Raw genomic sequence first — 23,744 nt, forward strand, 5'->3', positions numbered from 1 at the left:
CCTTTCCACGCCCCCGCCCCGCGCCGATCCGCCGGCCTCCGTCGCGTCGGGGTGGACGCGTCGGGTGCGGTGGATCGGCGACGGGGTGGGGACCGTCGGGCCGGCTACTTGGCGGCGGCCTTCTTGGCGTTGGCGATCGCGTCCTGCCACCCCTGCTCGGGGTTGCGCTGTCCCAGCTCGACGGTGCGGACGGCGTTCTCGACCTCGGTGCGTACGGCCTGGTTCTTCGGGCCCATGTAGACCGGCTTGAGGGTCTTGGCGCCCTCACCGAAGATCCGGCCGACCGGCGCGCCGGAGAAGTACGCGTTCGTGGCCTCGGTGATGGCCGGGTCCTCCAGCGCCTGCGGCGACGACGGCAGCGGACCCTTGAGCTTGAAGGCACCGATGTGGCCCTCGGCGCTGGTCAGGAACTTGACCAGCTTGATCGCCTCGTCCTGGTTCTTGCTCTGGCGCGGCACGGCCAGGTGCGAGCCGCCCCAGTTGCCGCCGTCACCGGGCACCCGGGCGATGTCCCACTTGCCGTTGGCCTCCGGACCGGCGTTGCCCTCGATCACCCCGGTCATCCAGGCGGGGCAGGCGATGGTGGCGAACTTGGACTGCTTGAAGGCGGAGACCCACTCGTCGGACCAGGAGCCGTACTTGCCGGAGAGGCCGGCGTTGATGATGGCCATGGTGGTGTCCCAGGCCTGCTTCACCGCCGGGTTGCTGTCCACCACCAGGTTGTCGCTGGTGTCGTAGTAGTGGTAGCCCTGCGCGTTGCCGGCGGTCTGGAGCACGATCGTGTTGAACGTGTTGGTCGCCGCGTCCAGGAACGCGGCGCCGGTGTTCGCCGCCTTGAACTTCTCACCGGTGGCGATGTACTCCTGCCAGGTCGGCCAGAGCTTGGAGACCTCTTCGCGATCGGTGGGCAGCCCGGCCTTGTCGAACAGGTCGGTGCGGTAGCACATGGCCATGCCGCCGACGTCGGTGCCGAGGCCGATCAGCTTCTGGCCGTCGGCGGTGAGCCCCTGGTTCCACTTCCACTCCAGGAAGTTGCCCTTGAGATCGGCGGCGCCGTGGTCCAGCAGGTTGACGAAGTTGTCCGGGTTGGCCTTGTACTCGACCATCAGACCCTCTTCGATGGCGACCACGTCACCGGCGCCCTTGCCCGCCGCGAGCCACTGGGTCAGCTTCGGCGAGTACTCGTCGAGGTTGCCGCCGGTGCCCCGCTCGACGATCTTCACGCCGGGGTTGGCGTCCATGTACTGCTTGTACAGCTCCTCGTAGCCGAACTGTCCGAAGACGTCGACGGTGAGGGTTATCGTGCCGTCCTCGGCGTCGTCGCCGCCACCGCAGCCGCTGGTGACGAGCAACGCGCCGACGGTGGCCAGGGCGACCGCAGCGAGGCGGTGGCGCGGGAAGGTGCCCATGTCTGGTGACCCCTCTCAGGTCGGGGGTGGTGGTGGATAAGGCCCAGAGAGCGCTCTCACGAAGCTTGCGGTCCGCCGTCGATCGATGTCAAGAGAGCGCTCTCTCGACGAGGTCACAGAATGGCCACGGGCGGCCCTCCCGATCGGGAGGGCCGCCCGTGGCGTGCCGTACGGTGGGACTCAGGCGGCGCGGACCCCGTCCAGCAGGGCGCGGTCACCAGCCACGGTCAGGGTGTCGAAGCTGACCCGCCCCCAGAGCGCCAGCAGCAGGTCGCTCGCGGTGCCGTTGACGTGCACCCGGGCGTGGTGCTCGTCGTGGTCGAGGATGGTGCCGGTGTCGAGCAGGGCCACCCCCTCGCCACGCAGCCGCAGAAACCACTCCTGTGCGGCGTCGCTCGCGCTCAACCGGACCACACCGCGCCACTGCCCGGTCGCCGCCCGCCGGCCCGCCGGCAGCCAGGTGTCCAGCACCTCGCTCACCCCGTCGGCCGCGAGCTTGGCCTCGATCGGTTCACCGGCGGCGATGGCGAGCTGGGCGTCCCAGCGGTGCACCGCGGTCTCGTGGGCCATCCGACGCGGCCAGAAACCCGCCCTCTTCGGCTGGGGCGCCCAGTTCCACGCCGGAGCCTCCGGGTCGAGGGCGTCGAGGAGGGTCATCAGCTCGTCGTACGCCTGCTGCCACTGCGCCGCGGGGGTCACACCCGGCACCGGCTCGACCGGCTGTGCCCGGCGCTCCGGGGCCGCCGTCCCGCCCGAGCCCACGATCCCGTGCGCCCACCGGTAGACGCCGGCGAGATGCAGGGCCAGGTCGGCGACCGTCCAGCCGGGGCAGGAGAGCACGGGTGTCTCGGGCGGGGCTTCGGCCACCGCGGCGGCGAACGCCGGACCCTCCGTCCGAAGCGCGCCGATCCAGAAGTCCTTGCTGCCCTGCAATCTGCTCATCGCCATCCTCCCGGGGGTGACCCGGCCACCAATGGGTGCCGCGGCTACCCACCAGCCTAGGGTGAAAGGCGTGTTCGACGCCTACGCCCAGCCGACAGTCGCCACTGAACCCGCCAGCACCGGCGATCTGGCGCAATACACGACATTACGCTTGGGCGGCCCGGCTCGCCGGATCGTCACCGCCACCACCGCCGACGAGATCGTCGCCCGGGTACGCGCGGCACAGGACGAGATCCTCCTGCTCGCGGGCGGTAGCAACGTGGTGGTCGGCGACGCCGGCTTCCCCGGCACCGTGGTCCTCGTCCGCTCCCGGGGCCTGCGCGTGCTCGCCGAGGACGAGGCGAACGTCACCGTACGGGTCGAGGCCGGCGAGCCGTGGGACGACCTGGTCGCCGCGACCGTGGCCAACGGCTGGTCCGGGTTGGAGTGCCTGTCCGGCATCCCCGGATCGACCGGAGCGACCCCGATCCAGAACGTCGGGGCGTACGGGCAGGAGGTCGCCGACACCATCGTCGGCGTGCAGGTGTACGACCGTGTCACCGGGGAGGTGTCGACGGTCCCCACGGTGGACTGTGGCTTCGCCTACCGGGCCAGCGTCTTCAAGTACAGCCAGCGGCTGGTGGTGCTCTCGGTCGACTTCCGGCTGGCCCGCTCGCCGCTGTCCGGCCCGGTGCGCTACGCGGAACTGGCCCGTACGCTCGGTGTCTCCGTCGGTGACCGGGTGCCGGCGAGCCAGGCGCGGGACACCGTGCTGCGGCTGCGCGCCGGCAAGGGCATGGTGCTGGACCCGGCCGACCCGGACACCCGCTCGGTCGGCTCGTTCTTCACCAACCCGGTGCTGGACACCGCCGGCTACGAGCTGCTGCGGCAACGGGCCGCCGACATCGGGGAGCCACCGGCCTGGCCGGGTGTCGGGGACCGGGTCAAGGTCAGCGCCGCCTGGCTGATCGACAAGGCGGGCTTCGGCAAGGGGCACCCCGGTCCCGAGGGTGTCGCCATCTCCAGCAAGCACACCCTGGCGCTGACCAACCAGTCCGGCACCGCCAGCACCGAAGCCCTGATCACGCTGGCCCGCGAGATCCGTGACACCGTCGAGGCGAGGTTCGCGGTGACCCTGCACCCCGAGCCGGTCCTCGTCAACTGCACCATCTGACGCCGCGCCGGCACCCACACCCGCCGCGCCGCGGTCGTGGGCGGGCTGGCTGAGATGTAAGGAAGGGACCCTTCCTATACACGAGGCGTTAGTAGGGGACCCCTCCTTACACGCGTCCCCGCGGGGCGACCGCGAGCCAGGGGATCGTCAGTTGGCCCTGACGCCACTCGCGGGGACGGCGCAGCACGGGCCAGCCCTGCGTGCGCACCGTGGACACCGCACGCAGCCAACGTTGGCGCGGGCCGAACGGGGCGTAGCCGGCGGCGGCCCGCCAGGCGTCGTCGAGGGCCCGGATCAGGGCGTGGATCGGCTCGCCCGGCACGTTGCGGTGGATCAACGCCTTGGGCAGCCGTTCGGCCAGCTCGGCCGGGCTCTCCAGAGTGGTCAGCCGGGCGGCCAGGGTCAGCGTACGTGGGCCGGTGACGTCGAGCAGGATCCAGCCGCCGAGTCGACCCGGCTCGTCACAGGTGCCCTCCACCAGCAGCCCGCCCGGAGCCAGCCCGGCGAGCACGGTGGTCCAGGCGGCGGCCACCTCGCTCTCGTCGTACTGCCGCAGGACGTTGAACGCGCGGACCACGGTGGGCCGGAGCCCGGCCAGCTCGAAGCCGCCCCGGGCGAAGGTGAGACCGGGTGGGTCGGCGGCCGGCTGGGCGGCGTCGACGCGTACCGGATCGATCTCCAGCCCGACCACCCGCACGTCGGCGCGGACCCGCGCGGCCAGCCGGGCGCGCAGCTCCACCGCCGTCACCGGTGTGGCGCCGTAGCCGAGGTCGACCACCAGCGGGTCCGGCGCGGCCCGCAGCGTGTCGGCGCAGTTCTCCACCATCCAGTTGTCCACCCGGCGCAGCCGGTTGGGATTGGTGGTGCCCCGGGTCACCACACCGAGCGGCCGGGACCTCAGTCTCGCCATCGCACGGACCCGGTGACACGGCTCATCCGGCCATTCTCGCCGCTGCCGTCGTCCCCGGACAGCGGCACCCTGGTGATGAGGTCGGTCACGCCGGGCCGCCTGGACGGCGTATTTCCGGCCGCCGATCGGGAAGATGACATCCGGCGTGGAGGTTGACGCAGGAGCGCCGGTGGCGCGCGTCGGCATCAACCGTGGCAAAGGGAGCGGACGTGGCGGAAATGCACACCGGTGTCGGACGTCAGCGAGGTGCCCTCCCGTGGCCCCGTCCCCGACGGATCGCGACGCTCTCGGTGCACACCTCACCCCTGCACCAGCCGGGCACCGGCGACGCGGGTGGCATGAACGTCTACATCCTGGAGGTCGCCCGGCGGCTCGCCGAGGCGGACGTGGCGGTGGAGATCTTCACCCGTGCCACCTCCGGCGACCTGCCCCCGGTGGTGGAAGTCGCCCCGGGCGTGCAGGTCCGGCACGTGATGGCCGGTCCGCTGGAAGGACTGACCAAGGAGGAACTGCCCGGCCAACTCTGCGCCTTCACCGCCGGAGTGCTGCGTGCCGAGGCGGCCCGCCCACCGGGCCACTACGACCTGATCCACTCCCATTACTGGCTCTCCGGCCAGGTCGGCTGGCTGGCCAAGGAGCGCTGGGGCGTACCGCTGGTGCACACCGCGCACACCCTGGCCAAGGTGAAGAACGCGCGGCTCGCCGTCGGGGACCGGCCGGAACCCAAGGCCCGGGTGATCGGCGAGGAGCAGGTGGTCGCCGAGGCCGACCGGCTGGTGGCGAACACCCAGGTCGAGGCGCGGGACCTGATCGACCGGTACGACGCCGACCCGGCCCGGGTCGCGGTCGTCGAACCCGGCGTGGACCTGGACCGGTTCCGCCCGGTCACCGGCGACCGGGAGGCCGCCACCGTCGCCGCCCGTACCCGGCTCGGCCTGCCCGTCCGGGGGCATCTGGTCGCCTTCGTCGGTCGGATCCAGCCACTGAAGGCCCCGGACGTGCTGATCCGGGCGATCGCGGCGTTGCGTGACCGGGACCCGGCCCTGGCGCAGGAGGTGGCGGTGGTGATCTGCGGCGGTCCCAGCGGCAGCGGCCTGGACCGGCCCACCGCGCTGATCGAGCTGGCTGCCACGCTCGGCGTCACCGACCGGGTGCACTTCCTGCCGCCGCGCACCGGCACCGACCTGCCCCTGCTCTACCAGGCGGCCGACCTGGTCGCGGTGCCGTCGTACAACGAGAGCTTCGGACTGGTCGCGCTGGAGGCCCAGGCCTGCGGTACGCCCGTGGTGGCCGCCGCCGTGGGCGGCCTGGTGACCGCGGTACGCGATCAGGTCAGCGGCGTACTGGTCGGTGGGCACGATCCCGTCGACTGGGCGCGTACGCTCGGCCGCCTGCTGCCGGACCGGGCCCTGCGGGCGGAGCTGTCCGTGGCGGCGGCCCGACACGCTCGCGACTTCTCCTGGCACCGCACCGCCGAGAGCCTGCTGACGGTCTACGGCGAGGCGATCGCCGCCCACCGGGCCCGTCTCACCGCCGAACTCACCGCATCCCGCTCCTGGTAGCGCTGCGCGTGAGGTTGGATGTAAGGAAGGGCACCTTACTAACGCCTCGTGTATAGCAGGGGTCCCTTCCTTGCATCCGTAGAGTTGATCCGATGAGTGACCTTGGGGCCCTGATCGAGTCGGTCTGCGCCGAGCGGGAGTTGGACTGGGAGTCCACCGGCCCGGGGTCGTACGCGGTGACCCTGCCCGGCACGCACAAACTCAAGACGATCTGCAACCTGATCGTCGGCGAGCACGCGCTGCGGATCGAGGCGTTCGTGATGCGCCAGCCGGACGAGCGCCGCGAGGAACTGTGGGCCTGGCTGTTGCAACGCAACGCCCGGATGTACGCGGTGTCCTTCTCCGTCGACGCGGTCGGGGACGTCTACCTGACCGGCCGGGTCAACCCCGCCGGTGTCGACGCCGACGAACTCGACCGGCTGCTCGGCGCGGTCCTCACCTATGCCGACGAGTCCTTCGACACGATGCTGGAGATCGGCTTCGGCGGTTCCATCCGGCGGGAGTGGGAGTGGCGGGTCAAGCGGGGCGAATCCACCGCGAACCTCGCCGCCTTCGCCCACCTCTTCGAGCCGTCGCCGCAGGCCGAGCGGTCTCCGCAGGGTGAGACATCTCCGTAAGTCGAGCGGACTCCGCACGGTGAGCCGTCTCCGCACGGTCAGCCGTCGGCGTCGCAGGGCGGGACGTTGCCGCAGCGAGGCGAGCCGTTCGGCACGAACGGGGATTCGGATCGCTCCTGACGGGTAAGCCGCCGCACCGCGCGGTGCGGCGTTGGGACCCGCCGCGCCGAGACCGAGTGTCGAGGAGCGTGAGCGTCCATGGCTCAGCGAAGCAGCTCGGGTCGCGGCGGGACCGCGACCAGCACCACACGACGGAACAGCAGCACCGCCCGGATGTCGGAGTCGGAGATCTCGCAGATGCGGGCGGAGGACATCCGGGGCCAGTTGCGGCGGTACGGCGTCTCGGGCATCTCCGCGTTGCGTAAGCCGGAGCTGGTGAAGGCGCTGGCCAAGACCATGCGCTCCGGTGGCGCCGCCCGCCGCAGCAGTGGCCCGGCCGGTCGGGCCAAGGCCACGAAGGCGTCCGGGACGCGGCAGACCACGTCGGCCCGTACCGCGCCGGGCCGGGCGAAGGCGGCACCCGCCAAGCGCGCCACGTCGGCCCGTAAGGCGACGACCGCTGCGGCCCGCAAGACGACCACCGCCCGCAAGAGCACGACCGCCCGCACGAGCACCACCACGGCGCGCAAGAGCACCGCTGCGGCTCGGAGCACCAGCCCGGCCCGGAGCACCACCGCAGCCCGCAAGACGACTCCGGCCCGGAAGGCCACGACGGCCCGGAAGGCCACGACGGCCCGGAAGGCCACGACGGCGCGGAAGGCCACGACCGCCCGCAAGGCGACCACCGCCCGCAAGGCCACGGCGGGCCCGGCCCGCAAGGCCACGGCGGCCCGCACGACGGCGGCCGGTAAGACGACTCCGGCCCGCAAGGCCACCACGGCCGGCAAGGCCACGGCGGCCCGTAGGAGCACGGCGGCCCGCAAGACGACCGGTACGGCCCGCAAGAGCACCACGGGTACGGCCACGCCGGGCCGGGCCGGGGCGGCGAAGGCCACGTCGTCCCGGGGCGGTGCGGTGCGTACCGGCCGGTCGACCGCTCGGTCGATCCGATCGTCGCAGGTCATCGCCTCGCTCCAGGATCGGCCGGAACGTCCCGGCCGCAGCCTGGTCACCAGCAACCACGACGTGATCCAGCGGTGGGCCCGGGCGCGTGGCGCGAAGCCGGCGACGATCAGCGGTACGGAGCGGGACGGTCGGGCCGGGGTGCTGACGTTCAACATCCCGGGGTACCGGGAGAGCAGCCGGATCCGGGAGATCACCTGGGAGGAGTGGTTCCGTACCTTCGATCTGCGGCGACTGAACCTGATCTTCCAGGAGCAGTTGCGGGACGGTCGGCCGAGCAACTTCTTCCGTACCGAGTCACCCGATCGGGAGGACGGCTGAGGTTTGCGGGAATCGCGGTCGGGTACCCGCTGTTGGCGCCAGGTAGGGGTGAACGCGCTGGTCCTGGGACCGGAACGGCGCGTTGTGACGGGCGAGACAGCCGTTCGAGTTGAATCGCCCCTGCTGGCCGAACTAACTTTATTGCACCGCGCCACGCTCGGAACCGTTCGGGGGAGCGGCGGACCGATCAGGTCCGTGCACCGAGTGGGGTGTCGGGGGACGGGTGGATCAACACCGTTGGGGGACGGTGCCCCACCTGTTTGGACCGGCGGCGCGAGCGGGCGTCGCTTACGGGGGTGAGTGCCGCCCGCCGCCGCCGGTCGTACGACGCGAGTGCCCGGTACGCCCCGCGTACCGGGCACCACGCGTCTCGCGGGGCGTCTCAGGACGCGGCGGCGACCGGTTCCACCGGAGCCTGCCGCAGCGCGGCCACCCGGCGTTCCCGAGGCGGCCCGGCGAGCAGGTGGCCACCGGCCGCCACCAGTCCCAGCGCGCCGACGATCAGCCAGTGTGCGTCGCCCCACTGCTGAAGGCTGAACCCGCCGAGCGTCGGTGCCACGAACGACGCCGCCGGGAAGGCCAGATAGAACACGGACTGGTAGCGGGCCCGCAGGGCCGGTGGTGCCAGGTCGGCGTTGATCTGCGCGTTCGGCGGCGCGGCCAGCATGGAGCCGACCGTCCAGACCACGCACGCGCCCAGGTAGAAGACGAGGTCGTCAGCGACGGCCAGCGCACCGAAGCCGATCGCCAGCAGTGCCGTGGAGAGGGCCAGGACGCTGCCCTTGCGGTGCCGGTCGATGAGCCGGGGCACGAAGAGTTGCCCGAGCACGATCAGCACCCCGCCGAGGGCCACCACCGTGCCGTACGCCGACGGGCCGAGCCCGTCCGCGCGCATCGCCAACGGCATGATCGTCGACGCCTGCATGGTCAGGACCGCCAGCACGAAGGTCAGCCCGACGAAGACCAGGAAGTGTCGGTCGGTGAGCGCGGTGTGTAGCCCGGGGCGACGCGTACGCCGGACGGAGGTCGGCGGTTCCGGTGTCGTACCCGCTGCCGGTGCCGACCGGGCGGGCAGCGTCTCCGGGACCTTCCAGGCGATCAGCAGCGCGGTGGCCAGCGTGGCGGCGGCGTCCACCAGGAAGAGCGCGACGTAGCTCGCCTCGGCCAGCAGCCCGGCGAGCAGCGAGGCCACCGCCATGCCCAGGTTGAAGGCCCAGAACTGGAGGTTGAAGGCGCGCGAGCGGCGGTGTTCCGGGACCACGTCGACGATCGCCGCGACGAACGCCGGGCTGGGCATCGAGTGCGTCACGCCGACCAGCAGGGCGAGCGCCGCGATCACCGCGAGGTGCTGGCTCAGCGCGAGCGCGACCATCAGCCCGGCGGTGACCAGGTGCGCGAACACCAGGGTCGACCGTCGCCCCCAGCGGTCGGCCAGCACCCCGCCGAGCAGCACCCCGGCGGCCCCACCGGCGCCGTACGCCCCGACGACCACCCCGGCCAGCGACTCGCTCGCGCCCCGGGCGGCGGTCAGGTAGAGCGACAGGAACAGCATCGCGAACGCGCCGGCCCGGTTGATCAGCAGCCCGGCCCAGAGGTACCAGAAGGTGGCGGGCAGTCCACCCGCGGTGTCGGCGAGCCAGCGGCGCGACCCGGTGGCCGTACCGCCGTCGTGCTGGTCTGCGGCCCGCACCCCGACCTCCTCGATCTGTTCGGACACCTAACAGATCTTGCCTGAGCCGCCCGGAGGGGTGGGGCCAGGGGCGGGCTCAGCTCTTGCCGGTGGCCACCGGCTCGGCCGCCTGGGGCGCCGCCGGTTGCGGGGCGGTCGACTGCACGGTCACCACGGGGGCGGCCCCGGCGGTACGCAGCGCCAGCGCGCGCCGTTCCCGGGCCGGTCCGGAGACCAGGTGACCCACCGCCATCACCGCGCCGATGACGGCACAGCCCAGCCAGAGGGTGGCGTTGCCGGCCTGCTCCCGGACCAGGCCGCCGAGGATCGGTGCCGCCGCCCCGGCGAGCTGCCAGGAGAGCGAGAAGACGCCCTGGTAGCGACCGCGCAGCTCGCCGGGGGAGAGTTCGGCGATGAGGGTGGCGTTGGACGGCGAGTTGAGCATCTCGCCCAACGTCCAGATCAGCACGGTGAGCCCGTAGAACCAGGCCACGTCGGCGAAGGCGGTCAGGCCGAAGCCGACGCCCATCACCACCGCCGCCAGGGCGAGCACGTGCGAGCGGTTACGACCCCGGATCAGCCGGGGTACGAAGAGTTGGCCGGCGACGATGAGGACCCCGTTGAGCGCGATCACCGAGCCGTACGTGGCCGGGGTCAGGCCGGAGTCGGCCATCGCGATCGGCAGCATCGAGATGTGCTGGAGGAAGACCAGCGCGCCGAGCAGGTTGAGTGCCACGAAGCCCAGGTACACCCGGTCGGTGAGGATGGTGCGCAGTGCGCCGGTGGGCTTGCCGTCGCGGGGCACGCTCACGGTGACCGTGCGGGTCTCCCGTACCCGGTTGAAGATGATCAGTGCGGTGACCAGCGTGGTAGACGCGTTGACCACGAACAGCAGCAGGTAACCGGCCTGGGCGGCGAAGCCGGCCAGCACCGCCGCGCAGGCGAAGCCGAGGTTGATCGCCCAGTAGTTGAGCGAGAAGGCGCGCAGCCGGTCCCGTTCCGGCACCACGTCGATCATCATCGCGCCGAACGCCGGCCGGGCGGCCTCGGCGAAGAGGCCGAGCAGCAGCGCGCCCGCCGCGATGGTCCACAGGTCCCGGGCGAAGCCGAGGGCGAGCATCATGGTCGCCGCGCCGAGATGGGCGGTGAGCAGGGTGGGTCGCCGTCCCCAACGGTCGGTGAGCGTACCCCCGGCGGTGGTGCCGAACGCGCCGCCGACGCCCCACGCGCCGATCACCAGGCCCGCCTGCGAGGCCGAGAAGCCGCGTTCCTGGGTCAGATAGATGGCGAGGAAGACGAGGACGAACGAGCCGAGGCGATTGATCAGCGTCCCGGTCCAGAGATACCAGAACGTCTTCGGTAGCCCGCCTGTGGTGTCCCGGAACCAGCCCCGTATCGCGCGCACCTGGGCGCACCCCCGTTTCGGTAATGACCAATAATCGAGATGATCCATTACAACTTAGATGTCGGCCGGAAGACCGGTCACCCCGTTTTCCACGTGGTGGTCGTCACCCCCCTTCCCGCGCGTCCGATCGCGGGTTGCGGCAGGATGATCCGCATGACAGCTAGCGAGGGACCCACCGTCGGGACGCTGGTCCTGCTGCGGCACGGCGAAAGCGACTGGAACGCCAAGAACCTCTTCACCGGCTGGGTCGACGTGGACCTGACCGAGAAGGGGGAGAACGAGGCGCGCCGCGGCGGCGAGCTGCTGCGCGAGCACGACCTGCTTCCCGACGTGGTGCACACGAGCGTGATGCGCCGCGCGATCCGCACCGCCGAGCTGGCCCTGAACGCCGCCGACCGGCACTGGATCGCGGTGCGGCGGTCGTGGCGGCTCAACGAGCGGCACTACGGCGCCCTACAGGGCAAGGACAAGAAGCAGACCCTGAACGAGTACGGCGAGGAGCAGTTCATGCTCTGGCGCCGGTCGTACGACACCCCGCCGCCCCCGATCGCGGACGACGACGAGTGGTCGCAGGTGGGTGACCCCCGGTACGCGTTGCTGCCGACCGAGCTGATGCCGCGTACCGAGTGCCTCAAGGACGTCGTCGAGCGGATGCTGCCGTACTGGTACGACTCGATCGTGCCGGACATCCTGGCCGGCCGGACCGTGCTGGTGGCGGCGCACGGCAACTCGCTGCGGGCGCTGGTGAAGCACCTGGACCAGATCAGCGACGAGGCGATCGCCAAGCTCAACATCCCGACCGGGATCCCGCTGCGCTACGACCTGGACCCGCAGTTGCGTCCGCAGACGCTGGGCGGCACCTACCTCGACCCGGAGGCCGCCAAGGCCGCCGCCGCCGCGGTGGCCAACCAGGGCCGCTGATCGCACCCGGCCCGTCGGGCTCGGGCTCGGACGTTAGGAAGGGTCCCCTGCTATACGCGAGGCGTTAGCAGGGGACCCTTCCTTCGGTCTCAGGCCGGGGTCACCGGCTCGCCGGTGATCAGGTAGACCACGTGCTCGCCACTGTTCACCGCGTGGTCGGCGAACCGCTCGTAGAAGCGCCCGAGCAGGGTCGCGTCGATGGCCGTCTCCACGCCGTACGGCCAGTCCTCGCCGAGCAGCACCCCGAACAGCCCCTTGTGCAGCTCGTCCATCGCGTCGTCGTCGCCGTCCAGTTCGGCGGCGACGGTGGCGTCCGGACGCGCCAGCACCGAGGCGATCTTCTCGGCCATCCGGTCGGCGATGCCGGCCATGTCGGTGAAGACCGGTCGCAGCTCGGCCGGGACGGCCGGCGACGGGTGCCGGCGCAGCGCGGTCTTGGCGACGTGGTCGGCCAGGTCACCCATCCGCTCCAGGTCGGCGGCGACGTGCAGCGCGGTGATCATGGCGCGCAGGTCGGAGGCGACCGGTGCCTGGCGGGCCAGCAGGTCGCAGACCCGCTCCTCCACCTGCCGGTAGAGCGCGTCGATCCCGGCGTCGCCCGCGATCACCGATTCGGCCGACTGCCGGTCGGCGGTGAGCAGGGCCCGGGTCGCCTGGCGCAGCGCCGCCCGTACCCCCTCGGCCATCTCCACCAGCATCTGGCTGACCGTGTCGAGATCGGCCCGGAACTCGTCGCGCATGCTCACGTCCTGTCGGTCGGTGCCGGCAGCGGGCCGGCGGGGTTCGTGCAGGTACGCCGCCCAAGCTAGGAGCACCGGGAGGACCTCAGGTGAACGCCGATGAACTGAGCCGGACGCGCAGGTGAACTTTCCCGGAAGTGAGAGTGCTTCGTCCCGTTCCGTACGGTAGCCGGGTTAACAATGACCCTACGATCGCCGGGTGACGTGGGCGGTGACGGTGGGAGCGGCCTCGGCCCTGGTGGTGGGCGTGGTCGCCGGACTGTCGCTGTCCCGGTTCGTCCCGGCGGCGCGCCGGTCGGCGGGCTCCGCCGGACGTGGGTGGGCCGGTCTCCGGCTCGGTAGGGGGAGGCACACGATCGCCGACGAGGTGCAGGTCGGGCTCGGCCGCCGCGCGATCGACTCGCTGCGTGCCGGAGTGGTGGTGCTCGACCCCGAGGACGTACCCGTACTCGTCAACCCGGCGGCCCGTGCGCTGGGCCTGCTGCGTACCGGCGGGCGACCGGGTTCGATCATCGCCCATCCGCTGGTCCGTACGCTGGCCGGGCAGGTACGCCGCACCGGCGTGCGCCGCGAGATCGAGCTGGACCTGCCCCGGGGCCGCGACAACGTCGGGGACAACCCGCTCGGCGTGCACCTGCGCGCGATGGGCCTGGGCGGCGGCTACATCGCCGTGGAGGCGGCCGACGTGACCGAGTCGCACCGGCTGGCCCGGGTGCGGCGCGACTTCGTGGCCAACGTCAGCCACGAGCTGAAGACCCCGATCGGCGCGCTGCAACTGCTCGCCGAGGCGCTGCTGGACGCCACCGAACCACCCGACGGGGACCGGCCGGACCTCTCCGAGGACATGGTGGCGGCCCGGCGGTTCGCCGAGCGGATCCAGCACGAGTCGACCCGGTTGGGGCGGCTGGTGCAGGAGTTGCTGGAGCTGACCCGGCTCCAGGGCGCCGAGCCGCAGCCCGCGCCGGAGCCGGTCGCGCTCGACTGGGTCATCTCCGAGGTGGTGGACCGGACCCGGACCACGGCCGCCGCCCGCCGGATCCAGGTGACGGCCGACTCCGGCCGGGGGCTGACCGTGTACGGCAGCGACAGCCAACTGGCCACGGCGGTGGCGAACCTGGTGGAGAACGCCGTGAACTACTCGGGCGAGGACACCACGGTACGGATCACCACGCGGGCCACCGACGACCACGTGGAGATCGCCGTGACCGACCAGGGCATCGGGATCGCGCCCACCGACGTGGACCGGATCTTCGAGCGGTTCTACCGGGCCGACCAGGCGCGGTCCCGCTCCACCGGCGGCACCGGCCTGGGGCTGGCCATCGTCAAACACATCGCGAGCAACCATGGCGGCCGGGTGGACGTGACGAGCACTCTTGGTGGTGGGTCGACGTTCACCCTCCGGCTGCCGGCCCGACCACCGGACGACCTGCTGGCGACACTGCCGGCTGCTGGGATCGAGGCCGGTTCGGCCGACCTCCGGCAGGTCTGACCGCACATGGATCAGGCCGGGCGTCGCCCGGTCCGACCCGGAAGGAAGGAAACACCGTTGAGCCGCGTACTGGTGGTCGAGGACGAGGAGTCCTTCTCCGACGCCCTGTCGTACATGCTCCGCAAGGAGGGGTTCGAGGTCTCCGTGGCCGCCACGGGCACGTCGGCGCTGACCGAGTTCGACCGGGCCGGGGCCGACATCGTCCTGCTCGACCTGATGCTGCCGGAGATGTCCGGGACCGAGGTCTGCCGGCAGCTCCGGCAGCGGTCGCACGTGCCGATCATCATGGTCACCGCGCGGGACAGCGAGATCGACAAGGTGGTCGGCCTGGAGATCGGCGCCGACGACTACGTCACCAAGCCGTACTCGCCCCGGGAACTGGTCGCCCGGATCCGGGCGGTGCTGCGCCGGCAGACCCCCGAGACGACCGAGTCGGGCCTGCCGACGCTGGCCGCCGGCCCGGTCCGGATGGACATCGAACGGCACGTGGTCACCGTCGACGGCGGTGCGGTGCAGTTGCCGCTCAAGGAGTTCGAGCTGCTCGAACTGCTGCTGCGCAACGCCGGCCGGGTGCTCACCCGGGGACAGTTGATCGACCGCGTCTGGGGCGCCGACTACGTGGGCGACACCAAGACGCTGGACGTACACGTCAAGCGCCTGCGTTCCAAGATCGAGCCGGAGCCGTCCACCCCGCGCCACATCGTCACGGTGCGCGGCCTGGGCTACAAGTTCGAGCCGTGATCCGCCGCCCGGCGACCGGCTGTCAGGCCGGGTCGGCCGGGTGCGGTGCGACCAGGCCCTGCCGGATCCGCGCCGCGCACAGCTCGGCCAGCCGGGCGTACGCGGCGGCGCCGACCAGGGCGGTCAACTCCGGGCCGTAGGAGAGGTACATCGGCTCGGTGCCGACGTGAGCGTCGGTGGAGGACGTGCACCACCAGTCGAGGTCGTGTCCGCCCGCGCCCCAGCCCCGCCGGTCGAACTCGGCCAGCGTGGAGACCAGCACCTTGGTGTTGTCCGGCCGCTTCACCCACTCCTGGTCCCGGCGGACCGGCAACTGCCAGCAGACGTCCGGCTTGTACTCCAGTGGGTGCACCCCGTCGCGCAGCGCCTGGGCGTGCAGTGCGCACCCGCCCCCGCCGGGGAAGTCGGCGTCGTTGAGGAAGACGCACGGCGCGTCCGGCCCCTGGGTGGCGGTACGCCGCGCCGGGTTCTTGCCGTCCACGGTGTCGTTCTCGGTCCAGTTCTTGGTGCCGCGCCGGTAGTGCTGCCAGGTCTGCGGGGTGAGTCGCTTCACCGCGCCGCGTACCCGCTTCTCGTCGTCGGAGTCGGTGAAGAACGCGCCGTGCGAGCAGCAGCCGTCGGCGGAGCGGCCGGCGATGATGCCGTGACAGCCCTGCCCGAAGACGCAGGTCCACCGGGACAGCAGCCAGGTGAGGTCGGCCCGGATCAGGTGCCGCTCGTCGGCCGGGTCGGTGAACTCGATCCACTCCCGAGGGAAGTCCAGCGGCACCTCACGGCTGCGCGGGTCCGCCGGGTCGTCCACCAGCACGCGGAGTTCGATCTGCCCTGTCACTCGGCCCAGCGTACGCGTGGTGTACGGGGATGGCCGGTGAGTGACGCGATCCGATCTCCCCTAGTGTTTCCCCATGCGACTGGGTGTCCTCGATGTCGGTTCGAACACGGTGCATCTGCTGGTGGTGGACGCCCATCGTGGGGCGCACCCGTGGCCGGCGCACTCGGAGAAGGTGGTGCTGCGGCTCGCCGAGCAGATCGGCCCGGACGGCGCGCTGCGAGACACCGGCGCGGACGCCCTGGTGGAGGCGGTCGGCGCGGCGCGTGTCTCGGCCGAGGCCCTGGGCGTGGACGAGCTGCTCGCCTTCGCCACCTCGGCGGTACGCGAGGCCACCAACGCCGCCGAGGTGTTGGCCCGGGTCCGGGACGCCACCGGCGTACGCCTGGAGGTCCTGCCCGGCGCGGACGAGGCGCGGATGACGTTCCTCGCGGTGCGGCGGTGGTTCGGCTGGTCCGCGGGGCGGCTGCTGGTGCTGGACATCGGCGGTGGCTCCCTGGAGATCGCGGCCGGCATCGACGAGGACCCCGACCTGGCGGTCTCGCTGCCGCTGGGTGCGGGTCGGCTGACCCGGGACCGGCTGGGCGTGGATCCGTGCAGTGACCGCCCGCCCGCGCCGGAAACCGTGGACGAGCTGCGCGAGTACGTCGACGGCCTGCTGGAGCCGGTGGTCGAGCGGATGACCGAGGTGGGTTGGGACCGTTCGGTGGCCACCTCCAAGACGTTCCGCACCCTGGCCCGGCTCGCCGGTGCCGCGCCCAGCGGTGCCGGGCTCTGGGCCAAGCGCCGGTTGACCCGGTCCGGGCTGCGGCAGGTGCTCGGCTTCATCCGGCACATCCCACCGGCCCAGCTCGTCGAGCTGGAGGGGGTGAGCGCCGGCCGGTCGCACCAGCTCCTGGCCGGTGCCGTGGTGGCCGAGGCGGTCATGCGTCGGCTCGGCGTCGACTCGGTGGACGTCTGCCCGTGGGCGCTGCGGGAGGGTGTGATCCTGGACCGGCTGGATCGGATCGCACCGGTGTGAGGCCGGTGGGTGACCCGGTGTGAGACCGGGTGTCCGTAGAATCCGATTCGCGGATTATCATCGGATTGGTGCAATGGCCGGCGGCTACCCTCGGTGGTGTGACTTCCCGCGTCCCGGTGCTCCTCTCCAGTTCCTCGGTCTTCCCTGAGCGGACCGCGGCGGCGTTCCAGCTCGCCGCGGAGCTCGGCTACGACGGGATCGAGGTGATGGTCTGGACCGACGCCGTCAGCCAGGACGCCGGCGCGCTGCGCGGGCTGGCCGACCACTACGGCGTGCCGGTGCTCAGCGTGCACGCCCCCTGCCTGCTGGTGACCCAGCGGGTGTGGAGCACCGACCCGTGGGAACGGCTGCGGCGGGCGGCCGTGCTGGCCGAGACGCTCCAGGCGCCGACCGTGGTGGTGCACCCGCCGTTCACCTGGCAGCGGGACTACGCCCGCACCTTCGGCGAGGGGCTGGACACGGTGGCCGACGAGTTCGGCGGGCTGCGTTTCGCGGTGGAGAACATGTACCCGGTGCGGATGGCCGGTCGGCAGTTCGTGCCGTACGCGCCGGGCTGGGACCCGACCGAGACGGGCTACCGCTCGTACACGCTCGACCTGTCGCACTGCGCCGCCTCGCACGTCGACGCGCTGGAGATGGCCGACCGGATGGGGTCCGGGCTGGCGCACGTGCACCTCGGTGACGGCACCGGCGAGGGGCGCGACGAGCACCTGGTGCCCGGGCGCGGCACACAGCCCTGCGCCGACCTGCTGCGCTCGCTGGCCGGGCGCGGCTTCACCGGCTCGGTGGCGGTCGAGGTCACCACCCGGGGCGCGAAGAGTCGTCAGGTGCGCGAGGCGGACCTGCGGGAGGCGTTGGCCTTCGCCCGCCAGCACCTGAACACGCCGTCCCCGGTCGAGGCGGCCTGACCCCGGCCGAGTCCGACGCGGCGACCCGACCTCGGCCGCTTCGCCGCCGGGTCGGTCAGGAGACCGAGGTCAACGGGTCGCTCTGGGCCGGCACGGCGGCCCGCTTGCGGGCGCGGTGGGCGGCCACGTGCGAGCGGGTGGCGCAGCGTTCCGAGCAGAACCGGCGGCAGCAGTTCGACGAGGTGTCCAGGTAGACGTTGCCGCAGCGGTCGTCGGCGCAGACCCCGAACCGGGCGCTGCCGTACTCGCACAGCCAGACCGACAGGCCCCAGACCGCGCCGGCCAGGTACTCCGAGCTGACCGAGGCGCCCCGGCCGGTCGCGTGCATGTGCCAGTCGCTGGAGTCGTGCCCCGAGATGCGCGGCTGCACCGGGTGGACCTCCAGCAGCGAGTTCAGCTCGGCGACCGCCTCGCCGTCCCGCCCGGTGGTGCCGTACTCGAAGACGTCCCGGAGCCGCTTCTGTGCGCGCCGGAAGGTGGCCAGATCCCGCTCCGCGACCTCGTCGCGCATCCACTCGTGGTCGTCGCAGAAGAGGGCCCGCAGGTCGTCGAGGTCGTCCAGGCGGGCGTTGACGAGGTCAACTCCGGTCCGGGCGTACGCGTCGAAGTTCACACTCCAACGGTAGACGACTCATCCCGGACGTGGCGCGTCGATGTAGTGCGGAAGGAATCTGGCGTAACCATCAGTGATCAGGCTGGCGCTCTCCCGCAACCCCGCCCCGGCCGATTCGCCGTCCACCACCCACGCGCCCAGGACCAGGTGACTCCCGTTGAATTCGGGCAGCGCGCGGAACTCCTGATAGCAGAACCCCTCGCTGCCGTAGTCACCCGGATTCGTGATCTCCTCACTTTCCGTGACGATCCGTACGGCGGCGCCCTCCCGGCCGAGCAGCGGCTTGGCGACGTACTCGGTCATCCCGCGCGGCGAGTCCAGATATGCCGGCAGCAGCAGTTCGTGCCCCGGGTACAGCTCCCAGAGCACGGCCAGCAGCGCCTTGTTGGACAGCAGCAGCTTCCAGGCCGGTTCGATCCAGGTGGTCGGCGTACCCGGGTCCAGCGCCAGCGGCCCGTACGGCTCGGCCAGCATCCACTCCCACGGGTAGAGCTTGAAGCAGGTGGTGACCGGCCGGTCGGCGGCGTCGACGAAGCGGTGCCCGTCCCAGCCGATCTCCTGGATCGGCAGCAGCTCCACCTCCAGCCCGGCCTGACGGGCGGTCTCGGCCAGGTAGCCGGCGGTCATGTGGTCCTCGCCGCTCTCCTCCTCGTTCGACCAGACCACGTGCACCCGGCGCTCGTGCAGACCCGCGCCGATCTTCGCCCAGGCGCCCACCAGCCGCTCGTGCAGGCTGTTCCACTGATCCAGCTCCGGGCGGGTGTGCTCCAGCCAGTACCACTGGATGATGCTCGCCTCGACCAGCGCGGTCGGGGTGTCCGCGTTGTACTCCAGCAGCTTCGGCGGCCAACTGCCGTCGTACCAGAGGTCGAACCGGCCGTAGAGGGTCGGCGGCGTCTCGCGCAGCGACCGGGCCACCGCCTCGGTCGCCCACTGCGGGATGCCGAACTCGGCGTACCGGTTGCGGGCGACCACGTGCTCGGCGGCGGCGACCGACATCCGGTGCAGCTCCTCGGTGGCCTCCTCCAGCCGCAGCACCTCGTCCAGCTCGAAGGCGTACGCGGCGGTCTCGTCCCAGTACGACATCACCCCGCCGTCGGGCAGCTCGGTGTCGACGTACACCAGCCCCTGCGCGCGGATGGTCGCGTCCCAGTCGGGTCGCGGCGTGACCTGCTCCCGACGCACCGTCAGCCGCCGCAGGAGGCGAGATGGGTGCCGAAGCCACCCCGGTCGGGCACGGACGCGCCGACCGGCTCCGGGGCGCCTCGGGTGGCGGCGGTGTCGACCGACGGTGTCGGGATCCGCATCGCCAGGGCGACTGTCTCACCGCCCCCGGCCGGGCCCATGGCGCAGTCGTCATCGTCGTCGTCGGAGGACATGTTGCAGCCGGAGAGGGCGAGCGCGAGGGCGGTGAGCGCGCCGAGCTGCACGGAGGCCGACCGGAGTCGGCGACGGGGGCGGTTTTCCACGTTCATCGTTGTAACCGATGCACGCCAGGCGTGTCGCCCGGGGTCCGGGCACACCTCGGGCGGGGCGCGCTGGCCGGGGGCTCGGGCGTTACGCTCGGCTCATGCTCCGTTCCGTCATCCTCGCCGCCTCCCGGTCAACCCGGGTCGAGCGGCTCGTCGCGACGGCCCCGTTCTCCCGGGACGTCGTGCGCCGGTTCGTCGCCGGCGCCGGGACCGACGACGCGTTGCGCGTGACCCGCGCACTCGTCGGCGACGGTCTCGCGGTCACCCTCGACCACCTCGGTGAGGACACCGTCACCCCCGAGCAGGCCAACGCCACCCGGGACGAGTACCTCACCCTGCTGCGGAGTCTCGCCGCGGCGGGCCTGACGCCGGCCGCCGAGGTGAGCGTCAAGCTCTCCGCGCTCGGCCAGGCCTTCGACGAGCACCTCGCGTCCGACAACGCCCGCGCGATCTGCGCCGCCGCCGCCGAGGCCGGCACCACGGTCACGCTGGACATGGAGGACCACACCACCACCGACTCGACGCTGGACGTCCTGACCGACCTGCGCAAGGACTTCCCGTCGACCGGGGCGGTGCTCCAGGCGTACCTGCGGCGGACCGAGTCGGACTGCCGTGAGCTGGCCTCGGCCGGATCGCGGGTCCGGCTGTGCAAGGGCGCCTACAAGGAGCCGGAGTCGGTGGCGTACCAGTCACCCCGCGAGGTGGACAAGTCGTACATCCGCTGCATGAACATCCTGATGTCCGGCGAGGGCTATCCGATGCTGGCCACCCACGACCCGCGCCTGATCGCCATCGGCGAGGACCGGGCGCGCTGGTTCGACCGGGGGGCGGACGGCTTCGAGTTCCAGATGCTCTACGGCATCCGGCCGGAGGAGCAGGCCCGCCTGGTCGGCGAGGGCTACACGGTCCGCACCTACGTCCCCTACGGCGACGACTGGTACGGCTACCTGATGCGCCGGCTCGCCGAGCGCCCTGCCAACCTGGCCTTCTTCGCCCGCGCCGTGGCCTCCCGGAAGTAGCCCGGCCAGCCGTCGTCCACCGGCCCCGGAACCGTCGACCCGACGGGTCCGGGGCCGTTGTCTTGACGATTGAAGCTAATGTCATTAGCCTTCTGGCTATGACTGTTAGCTTTGTCGAGCGCGACGGCGGACGCGTCGCCTACGAGGTGCACGGGCAGGGGCCGCTCGTCGTCCTGTCGCACGGCATGGGGGAGAACCGCCACTCCTACCGCCACCTGGTCCCGCTGCTGGTGTCGGCGGGCTACCGGGTGGCGTCGGTCGACGTCCGGGGACACGGTGACTCCAGCGTCGGCTGGTCGTCGTACGCTCCGGCCGAGGTCGGCGCCGACCTGCTGGCCGTGGTCCGGGACCTCGGCGCTGGCCCGGCGACCCTGGTCGGCAACTCATCCAGTGGCGCGGCGGTCGTCTTCGCCGCCACCGAGGCGCCGGAGCTGGTCGAGGGCATCGTGCTGGTCGGCGCTTTCGTCGCGCAGCGCAGGCTCAACCCGTTCATGCGGCTGGGCATCGGTGCGGTGCTGCGTAGCGCCCGCCTGTTCGGGCTGTTCCACCGCACCCTCTTCCCGGTCCACCGGCCCGCCGACGACGCGGCGTACCGCAGGGCGATGGTGGCCGCGCTACGCCGACCCGGTCGGATGGCGGCGGTCCGCGGCCTGATCGTCCCGGTCGAGCCGTACTGGACCGCCGTCGCGCCCCGGGTGCGGCAGCCGGTGCTCGTGCTGATGGGCACGAAGGACCCGGACTTCGCCGACCCGGCCGCCGAGGCGCGTGCCGCCCGACGACTCTTCCCGGTCGCCGAGGCGCGCATGATCAGCGAGGCCGGACACTACCCGCACGCCGACCGGCCCGAGGCGATGGCCGGTGAGCTGACCGAGTTCCTCGCGGTGATCGACCGTGCCTAGGGCCGGGCTCAACTCCCAGGTGGTGGTCCGCGAGGCGGCCCGACTGGCCGACGAGGTCGGCCACCACAAGCTCACCCTCGCCGCGCTCGCCGCTCGGCTCGGCGTCGCCCTGCCCAGCCTCTACAAGCACGTCAGGGGCGCCGAGGCACTCGCGCAACAGCTCTCCGCGCTGGCCACCGCCGAGATCGCCGACGAGATGACCACGGCTGCCGCCGGTCGCAGTGGCGAGGACGCGTTGCGTGCCGTCGCCGCCGCCTACCGGTCGTACGCCCGCCGCCACCCCGGCCGCTACCCGGCGACGCAACGGGTGCCCGACCCGGACGACCCCGCACACGTGGTGGCGGGTCGGCGCGCGGTCGAGGTGGTCTACGCCATCCTGCGCGGGTACGGGATCGAGGGCGACGCGGCGGTGGACGGGGTCCGGATGTTCCGCGCCGCCGTGCACGGCTTCGTGTCGCTGGAGGCGGGCGGTGACTTCGGCCTGCCGCGCGAGGTCGACCGCTCGTTCGACCAGATGGTGACCGCCCTCGGTGTCGCCTACCGGAGCTGGCCCGGGTCTGAGGGCTGACCGCCCCGCACACCCGGCGCGACGCGGCACTTCCGCGCGCGCAGACGGACCCGTACTCTGCGCCGGTGACCGACGGGGGATCCACGGCCGGCGACCATCCGACGCCGGCCGACACGACGCGGGCTGGAACGGCGCCGGCCGACCCGAAACCGGCTGACGCGACGCCGCGTCGGCGGTGGCGACTGTGGACGGCGCTGGTCGCGGTCGTGCTGGTGCTGGCCTGTGGGGTGCCGGTGGTGCTGCTGGCCGGCGGGCTGCCGGACACCGACCTCGCCCAGCCCGCCACCGCCGCCTCGCCGACCGAGAACCCCACCACGATCGCCGCCCGGCAGGTGGCCGAGCGGATCAGCGTGCAGTTGGACCGGCAGTCGGCCGCGCTGCTCGGCCGCGACCGGGCCGCCTTCCTGTCGGTTGCCGCACCCGCCGCGCAGAAGGACCTGCGCCGCCGGTACGGCGCACTCACCGCGCTGCGGGTCACCCGCTGGGAGGCGCGTCCGAGCGGACTGCCCACCTCGGCCGGGCGGGCGGGCGAATGGCGGTTGCCGGTCGAGTTCCGGTACTGCTTCGTGCTGCCGGACTGCACACCCAGCCCGGTGGTGATGGAGACCCGGTGGCGCGACGGCGCGGAGCCCCGCCTGCTCGCGGTCTCCCGGTCGAGGCCCTCGCACCACGTCAGCGGCCGGTCCAACGGGCAGCCCGGCAGCCTGCCCTGGGAGGTCAGCGAGCTGGTCGTGGCGGTGGGCGAGCGGACGGTCGTGGCCACCACACCGGCGTACCGCAAGCGGCTGCCGGGTCTGCTGCGCCGGGCCGAGGCGGCGGCGACGGTGGCCGACGCGTACGTGGTGACGGGCGGCCCGCCCGACCGGTACCGGATCTTCTACGCCGGGCCGAAGGAGTGGAAACGCTGGTACGGCGGCGAGCAGCCGGAGTGGGGCGCCGGGTACGCGATCAACGTCGGCGGTGGCCACTACGAGATCGTGCTCGGCCCGGAGAGCTTCGAGTACGGCCCCTACCTGGACGAACTGCTACGGCACGAGCTGGCCCACGCCGCCTCGCTGCCGGAGAAGGACTACGCGGACGAGTCGACGTGGTGGCTGAGCGAGGGGTTGGCCGAGCAGGCGGGCGTCGACGGTCAGCCGGTCGGCCGGTACGAGGGGCTGGACTCGGTCCGTCGGCTGGTCGAGGGCGACTGGGACGGGAAGCTGGAGAGCCTGATCCCCGACGCCGACACCCCGCAGGAACAGGTGAACGGCAGCTACGGTGCCGCCTTCCTGGCGGTCCGCTACTTCGTCGACCGGTTCGGCGAGGAGCGGGTGCGCGCCTTCGTCAAGGCCGTGCTGCACGACCTGCGCGTGCCGGCGCAGGTGAGCGAGGAGATCTTCGAGGAGGAGTGGAGCACCCTGCACAAGGAGTGCGTCGCGTACATCCGCGCCACGGTGCGCTGACCAGGCGGCGTTCCGCAGCAGCGTCGGGG

The 23,744-nt window shown here is 72.2% G+C and carries 23 protein-coding genes; 13 read left to right on the forward strand and 10 right to left on the reverse strand.

Features of this window, described 5'->3' with window-relative positions; all coding sequences use genetic code 11:
• Window positions 1-104 precede the first annotated feature (104 nt).
• Together ACIBMZ_RS01505 and ACIBMZ_RS01510 are read right to left on the reverse strand one after the other, a co-directional pair.
• The gene (locus ACIBMZ_RS01505) at window positions 105-1,409 is read right to left on the reverse strand and encodes an ABC transporter substrate-binding protein (protein WP_396690045.1); all 1,305 of its coding nucleotides are present in this window, start codon (window positions 1,407-1,409) and stop codon (window positions 105-107) included.
• Window positions 1,410-1,589: 180 nt separating this feature from the next.
• Complete coding sequence (locus tag ACIBMZ_RS01510) at window positions 1,590-2,351, reverse strand: maleylpyruvate isomerase family mycothiol-dependent enzyme (RefSeq protein WP_396690047.1); 762 nt, start codon at window positions 2,349-2,351, stop codon at window positions 1,590-1,592.
• Window positions 2,352-2,421: 70 nt separating this feature from the next.
• Between ACIBMZ_RS01510 and ACIBMZ_RS01515 the strand changes: the two genes are divergently transcribed.
• Window positions 2,422-3,504 carry a UDP-N-acetylmuramate dehydrogenase gene (locus tag ACIBMZ_RS01515; protein ID WP_396690049.1) on the forward strand — a complete coding sequence of 361 codons (1,083 nt, stop codon included), beginning with the start codon at window positions 2,422-2,424 and terminating at the stop codon, window positions 3,502-3,504.
• A gap of 106 nt (window positions 3,505-3,610) precedes the next feature.
• Here ACIBMZ_RS01515 and ACIBMZ_RS01520 read toward each other — a convergent pair whose 3' ends face one another.
• Complete coding sequence (locus ACIBMZ_RS01520) at window positions 3,611-4,414, reverse strand: class I SAM-dependent methyltransferase (protein ID WP_396690051.1); 804 nt, start codon at window positions 4,412-4,414, stop codon at window positions 3,611-3,613.
• A 209-nt stretch (window positions 4,415-4,623) separates the two neighbouring features.
• Here ACIBMZ_RS01520 and mshA point away from each other — a divergent pair, with 209 nt between their 5' ends.
• From mshA to ACIBMZ_RS01535, 3 genes are all read left to right on the forward strand, one after another.
• The gene (gene mshA, locus ACIBMZ_RS01525; RefSeq protein WP_396690053.1) at window positions 4,624-5,976 is read left to right on the forward strand and encodes a D-inositol-3-phosphate glycosyltransferase; all 1,353 of its coding nucleotides are present in this window, start codon (window positions 4,624-4,626) and stop codon (window positions 5,974-5,976) included.
• A 92-nt stretch (window positions 5,977-6,068) separates the two neighbouring features.
• The gene (locus ACIBMZ_RS01530; RefSeq protein WP_396690055.1) at window positions 6,069-6,593 is read left to right on the forward strand and encodes a YbjN domain-containing protein; all 525 of its coding nucleotides are present in this window, start codon (window positions 6,069-6,071) and stop codon (window positions 6,591-6,593) included.
• A gap of 297 nt (window positions 6,594-6,890) precedes the next feature.
• Complete coding sequence (locus ACIBMZ_RS01535; protein ID WP_396690954.1) at window positions 6,891-7,976, forward strand: hypothetical protein; 1,086 nt, start codon at window positions 6,891-6,893, stop codon at window positions 7,974-7,976.
• Window positions 7,977-8,358: 382 nt separating this feature from the next.
• Here the strand turns inward: ACIBMZ_RS01535 and ACIBMZ_RS01540 are convergent, their stop codons facing one another.
• Both ACIBMZ_RS01540 and ACIBMZ_RS01545 read right to left on the reverse strand, forming a co-directional pair.
• A complete protein-coding gene (locus ACIBMZ_RS01540; protein WP_396690057.1) occupies window positions 8,359-9,693 on the reverse strand; it encodes an MFS transporter in 1,335 nt (444 codons plus the stop codon).
• 49 nt (window positions 9,694-9,742) lie between these two features.
• On the reverse strand, window positions 9,743-11,050 hold the full coding sequence (locus ACIBMZ_RS01545) for an MDR family MFS transporter (protein WP_396690059.1): 1,308 nt from the start codon (window positions 11,048-11,050) through the stop codon (window positions 9,743-9,745).
• Window positions 11,051-11,203: 153 nt separating this feature from the next.
• Between ACIBMZ_RS01545 and ACIBMZ_RS01550 the strand changes: the two genes are divergently transcribed.
• Entirely contained in the window at window positions 11,204-11,971 is a 768-nt protein-coding gene (locus ACIBMZ_RS01550; RefSeq protein ID WP_350693055.1) for a phosphoglyceromutase, read from the forward strand.
• A gap of 89 nt (window positions 11,972-12,060) precedes the next feature.
• On the opposite strand, the gene phoU is transcribed toward ACIBMZ_RS01550, so the two are convergent.
• Window positions 12,061-12,711, reverse strand: coding sequence for a phosphate signaling complex protein PhoU (phoU, locus tag ACIBMZ_RS01555; RefSeq protein ID WP_396690956.1), 651 nt, complete (start codon window positions 12,709-12,711; stop codon window positions 12,061-12,063).
• A 199-nt stretch (window positions 12,712-12,910) separates the two neighbouring features.
• On the opposite strand from phoU, the gene ACIBMZ_RS01560 reads away from it, so the two are divergent.
• Both ACIBMZ_RS01560 and ACIBMZ_RS01565 read left to right on the forward strand, forming a co-directional pair.
• On the forward strand, window positions 12,911-14,200 hold the full coding sequence (locus ACIBMZ_RS01560; protein ID WP_396690061.1) for an ATP-binding protein: 1,290 nt from the start codon (window positions 12,911-12,913) through the stop codon (window positions 14,198-14,200).
• Between the two features lie 57 nt (window positions 14,201-14,257).
• Window positions 14,258-14,941, forward strand: coding sequence for a response regulator (locus tag ACIBMZ_RS01565; RefSeq protein WP_396690063.1), 684 nt, complete (start codon window positions 14,258-14,260; stop codon window positions 14,939-14,941).
• A gap of 22 nt (window positions 14,942-14,963) precedes the next feature.
• Here the strand turns inward: ACIBMZ_RS01565 and ACIBMZ_RS01570 are convergent, their stop codons facing one another.
• Window positions 14,964-15,773, reverse strand: coding sequence for a hypothetical protein (locus ACIBMZ_RS01570; RefSeq protein WP_396690065.1), 810 nt, complete (start codon window positions 15,771-15,773; stop codon window positions 14,964-14,966).
• Window positions 15,774-15,846: 73 nt separating this feature from the next.
• On the opposite strand from ACIBMZ_RS01570, the gene ACIBMZ_RS01575 reads away from it, so the two are divergent.
• Both ACIBMZ_RS01575 and ACIBMZ_RS01580 read left to right on the forward strand, forming a co-directional pair.
• On the forward strand, window positions 15,847-16,791 hold the full coding sequence (locus ACIBMZ_RS01575) for a Ppx/GppA phosphatase family protein (protein WP_396690066.1): 945 nt from the start codon (window positions 15,847-15,849) through the stop codon (window positions 16,789-16,791).
• A gap of 98 nt (window positions 16,792-16,889) precedes the next feature.
• Window positions 16,890-17,699: a sugar phosphate isomerase/epimerase family protein gene (locus tag ACIBMZ_RS01580; protein WP_396690068.1), complete on the forward strand. Its 810-nt coding sequence runs from the start codon at window positions 16,890-16,892 to the stop codon at window positions 17,697-17,699.
• A gap of 55 nt (window positions 17,700-17,754) precedes the next feature.
• Here the strand turns inward: ACIBMZ_RS01580 and ACIBMZ_RS01585 are convergent, their stop codons facing one another.
• From ACIBMZ_RS01585 to ACIBMZ_RS01595, 3 genes are read right to left on the reverse strand one after another with little or no spacing between them, the layout of a single operon-like run.
• Window positions 17,755-18,312, reverse strand: a complete 558-nt coding sequence (locus ACIBMZ_RS01585; protein WP_396690070.1) for a CGNR zinc finger domain-containing protein — start codon at window positions 18,310-18,312, stop codon at window positions 17,755-17,757.
• Window positions 18,313-18,330: 18 nt separating this feature from the next.
• The gene (locus ACIBMZ_RS01590; protein ID WP_396690072.1) at window positions 18,331-19,497 is read right to left on the reverse strand and encodes a glutathionylspermidine synthase family protein; all 1,167 of its coding nucleotides are present in this window, start codon (window positions 19,495-19,497) and stop codon (window positions 18,331-18,333) included.
• 2 nt (window positions 19,498-19,499) lie between these two features.
• Window positions 19,500-19,781 carry a hypothetical protein gene (locus ACIBMZ_RS01595; protein WP_396690073.1) on the reverse strand — a complete coding sequence of 94 codons (282 nt, stop codon included), beginning with the start codon at window positions 19,779-19,781 and terminating at the stop codon, window positions 19,500-19,502.
• 101 nt (window positions 19,782-19,882) lie between these two features.
• On the opposite strand from ACIBMZ_RS01595, the gene ACIBMZ_RS01600 reads away from it, so the two are divergent.
• From ACIBMZ_RS01600 to ACIBMZ_RS01615, 4 genes are all read left to right on the forward strand, one after another.
• The gene (locus ACIBMZ_RS01600) at window positions 19,883-20,803 is read left to right on the forward strand and encodes a proline dehydrogenase family protein (protein WP_396690075.1); all 921 of its coding nucleotides are present in this window, start codon (window positions 19,883-19,885) and stop codon (window positions 20,801-20,803) included.
• Window positions 20,804-20,901: 98 nt separating this feature from the next.
• Window positions 20,902-21,702 (forward strand): alpha/beta fold hydrolase, encoded by an 801-nt coding sequence (locus ACIBMZ_RS01605; protein WP_396690076.1) that lies wholly within the window; start codon window positions 20,902-20,904, stop codon window positions 21,700-21,702.
• A complete protein-coding gene (locus ACIBMZ_RS01610; protein ID WP_396690078.1) occupies window positions 21,695-22,270 on the forward strand; it encodes a TetR/AcrR family transcriptional regulator in 576 nt (191 codons plus the stop codon). The genes ACIBMZ_RS01605 and ACIBMZ_RS01610 overlap by 8 nt, the downstream gene beginning before the upstream one ends.
• A gap of 65 nt (window positions 22,271-22,335) precedes the next feature.
• Complete coding sequence (locus ACIBMZ_RS01615; RefSeq protein WP_396690080.1) at window positions 22,336-23,715, forward strand: hypothetical protein; 1,380 nt, start codon at window positions 22,336-22,338, stop codon at window positions 23,713-23,715.
• The last annotated feature ends 29 nt before the right edge of the window (window positions 23,716-23,744 follow it).

The organism is Micromonospora sp. NPDC049900, assembly GCF_044461025.1.
Taxonomy (GTDB): Bacteria; Actinomycetota; Actinomycetes; order Mycobacteriales; family Micromonosporaceae; genus Micromonospora.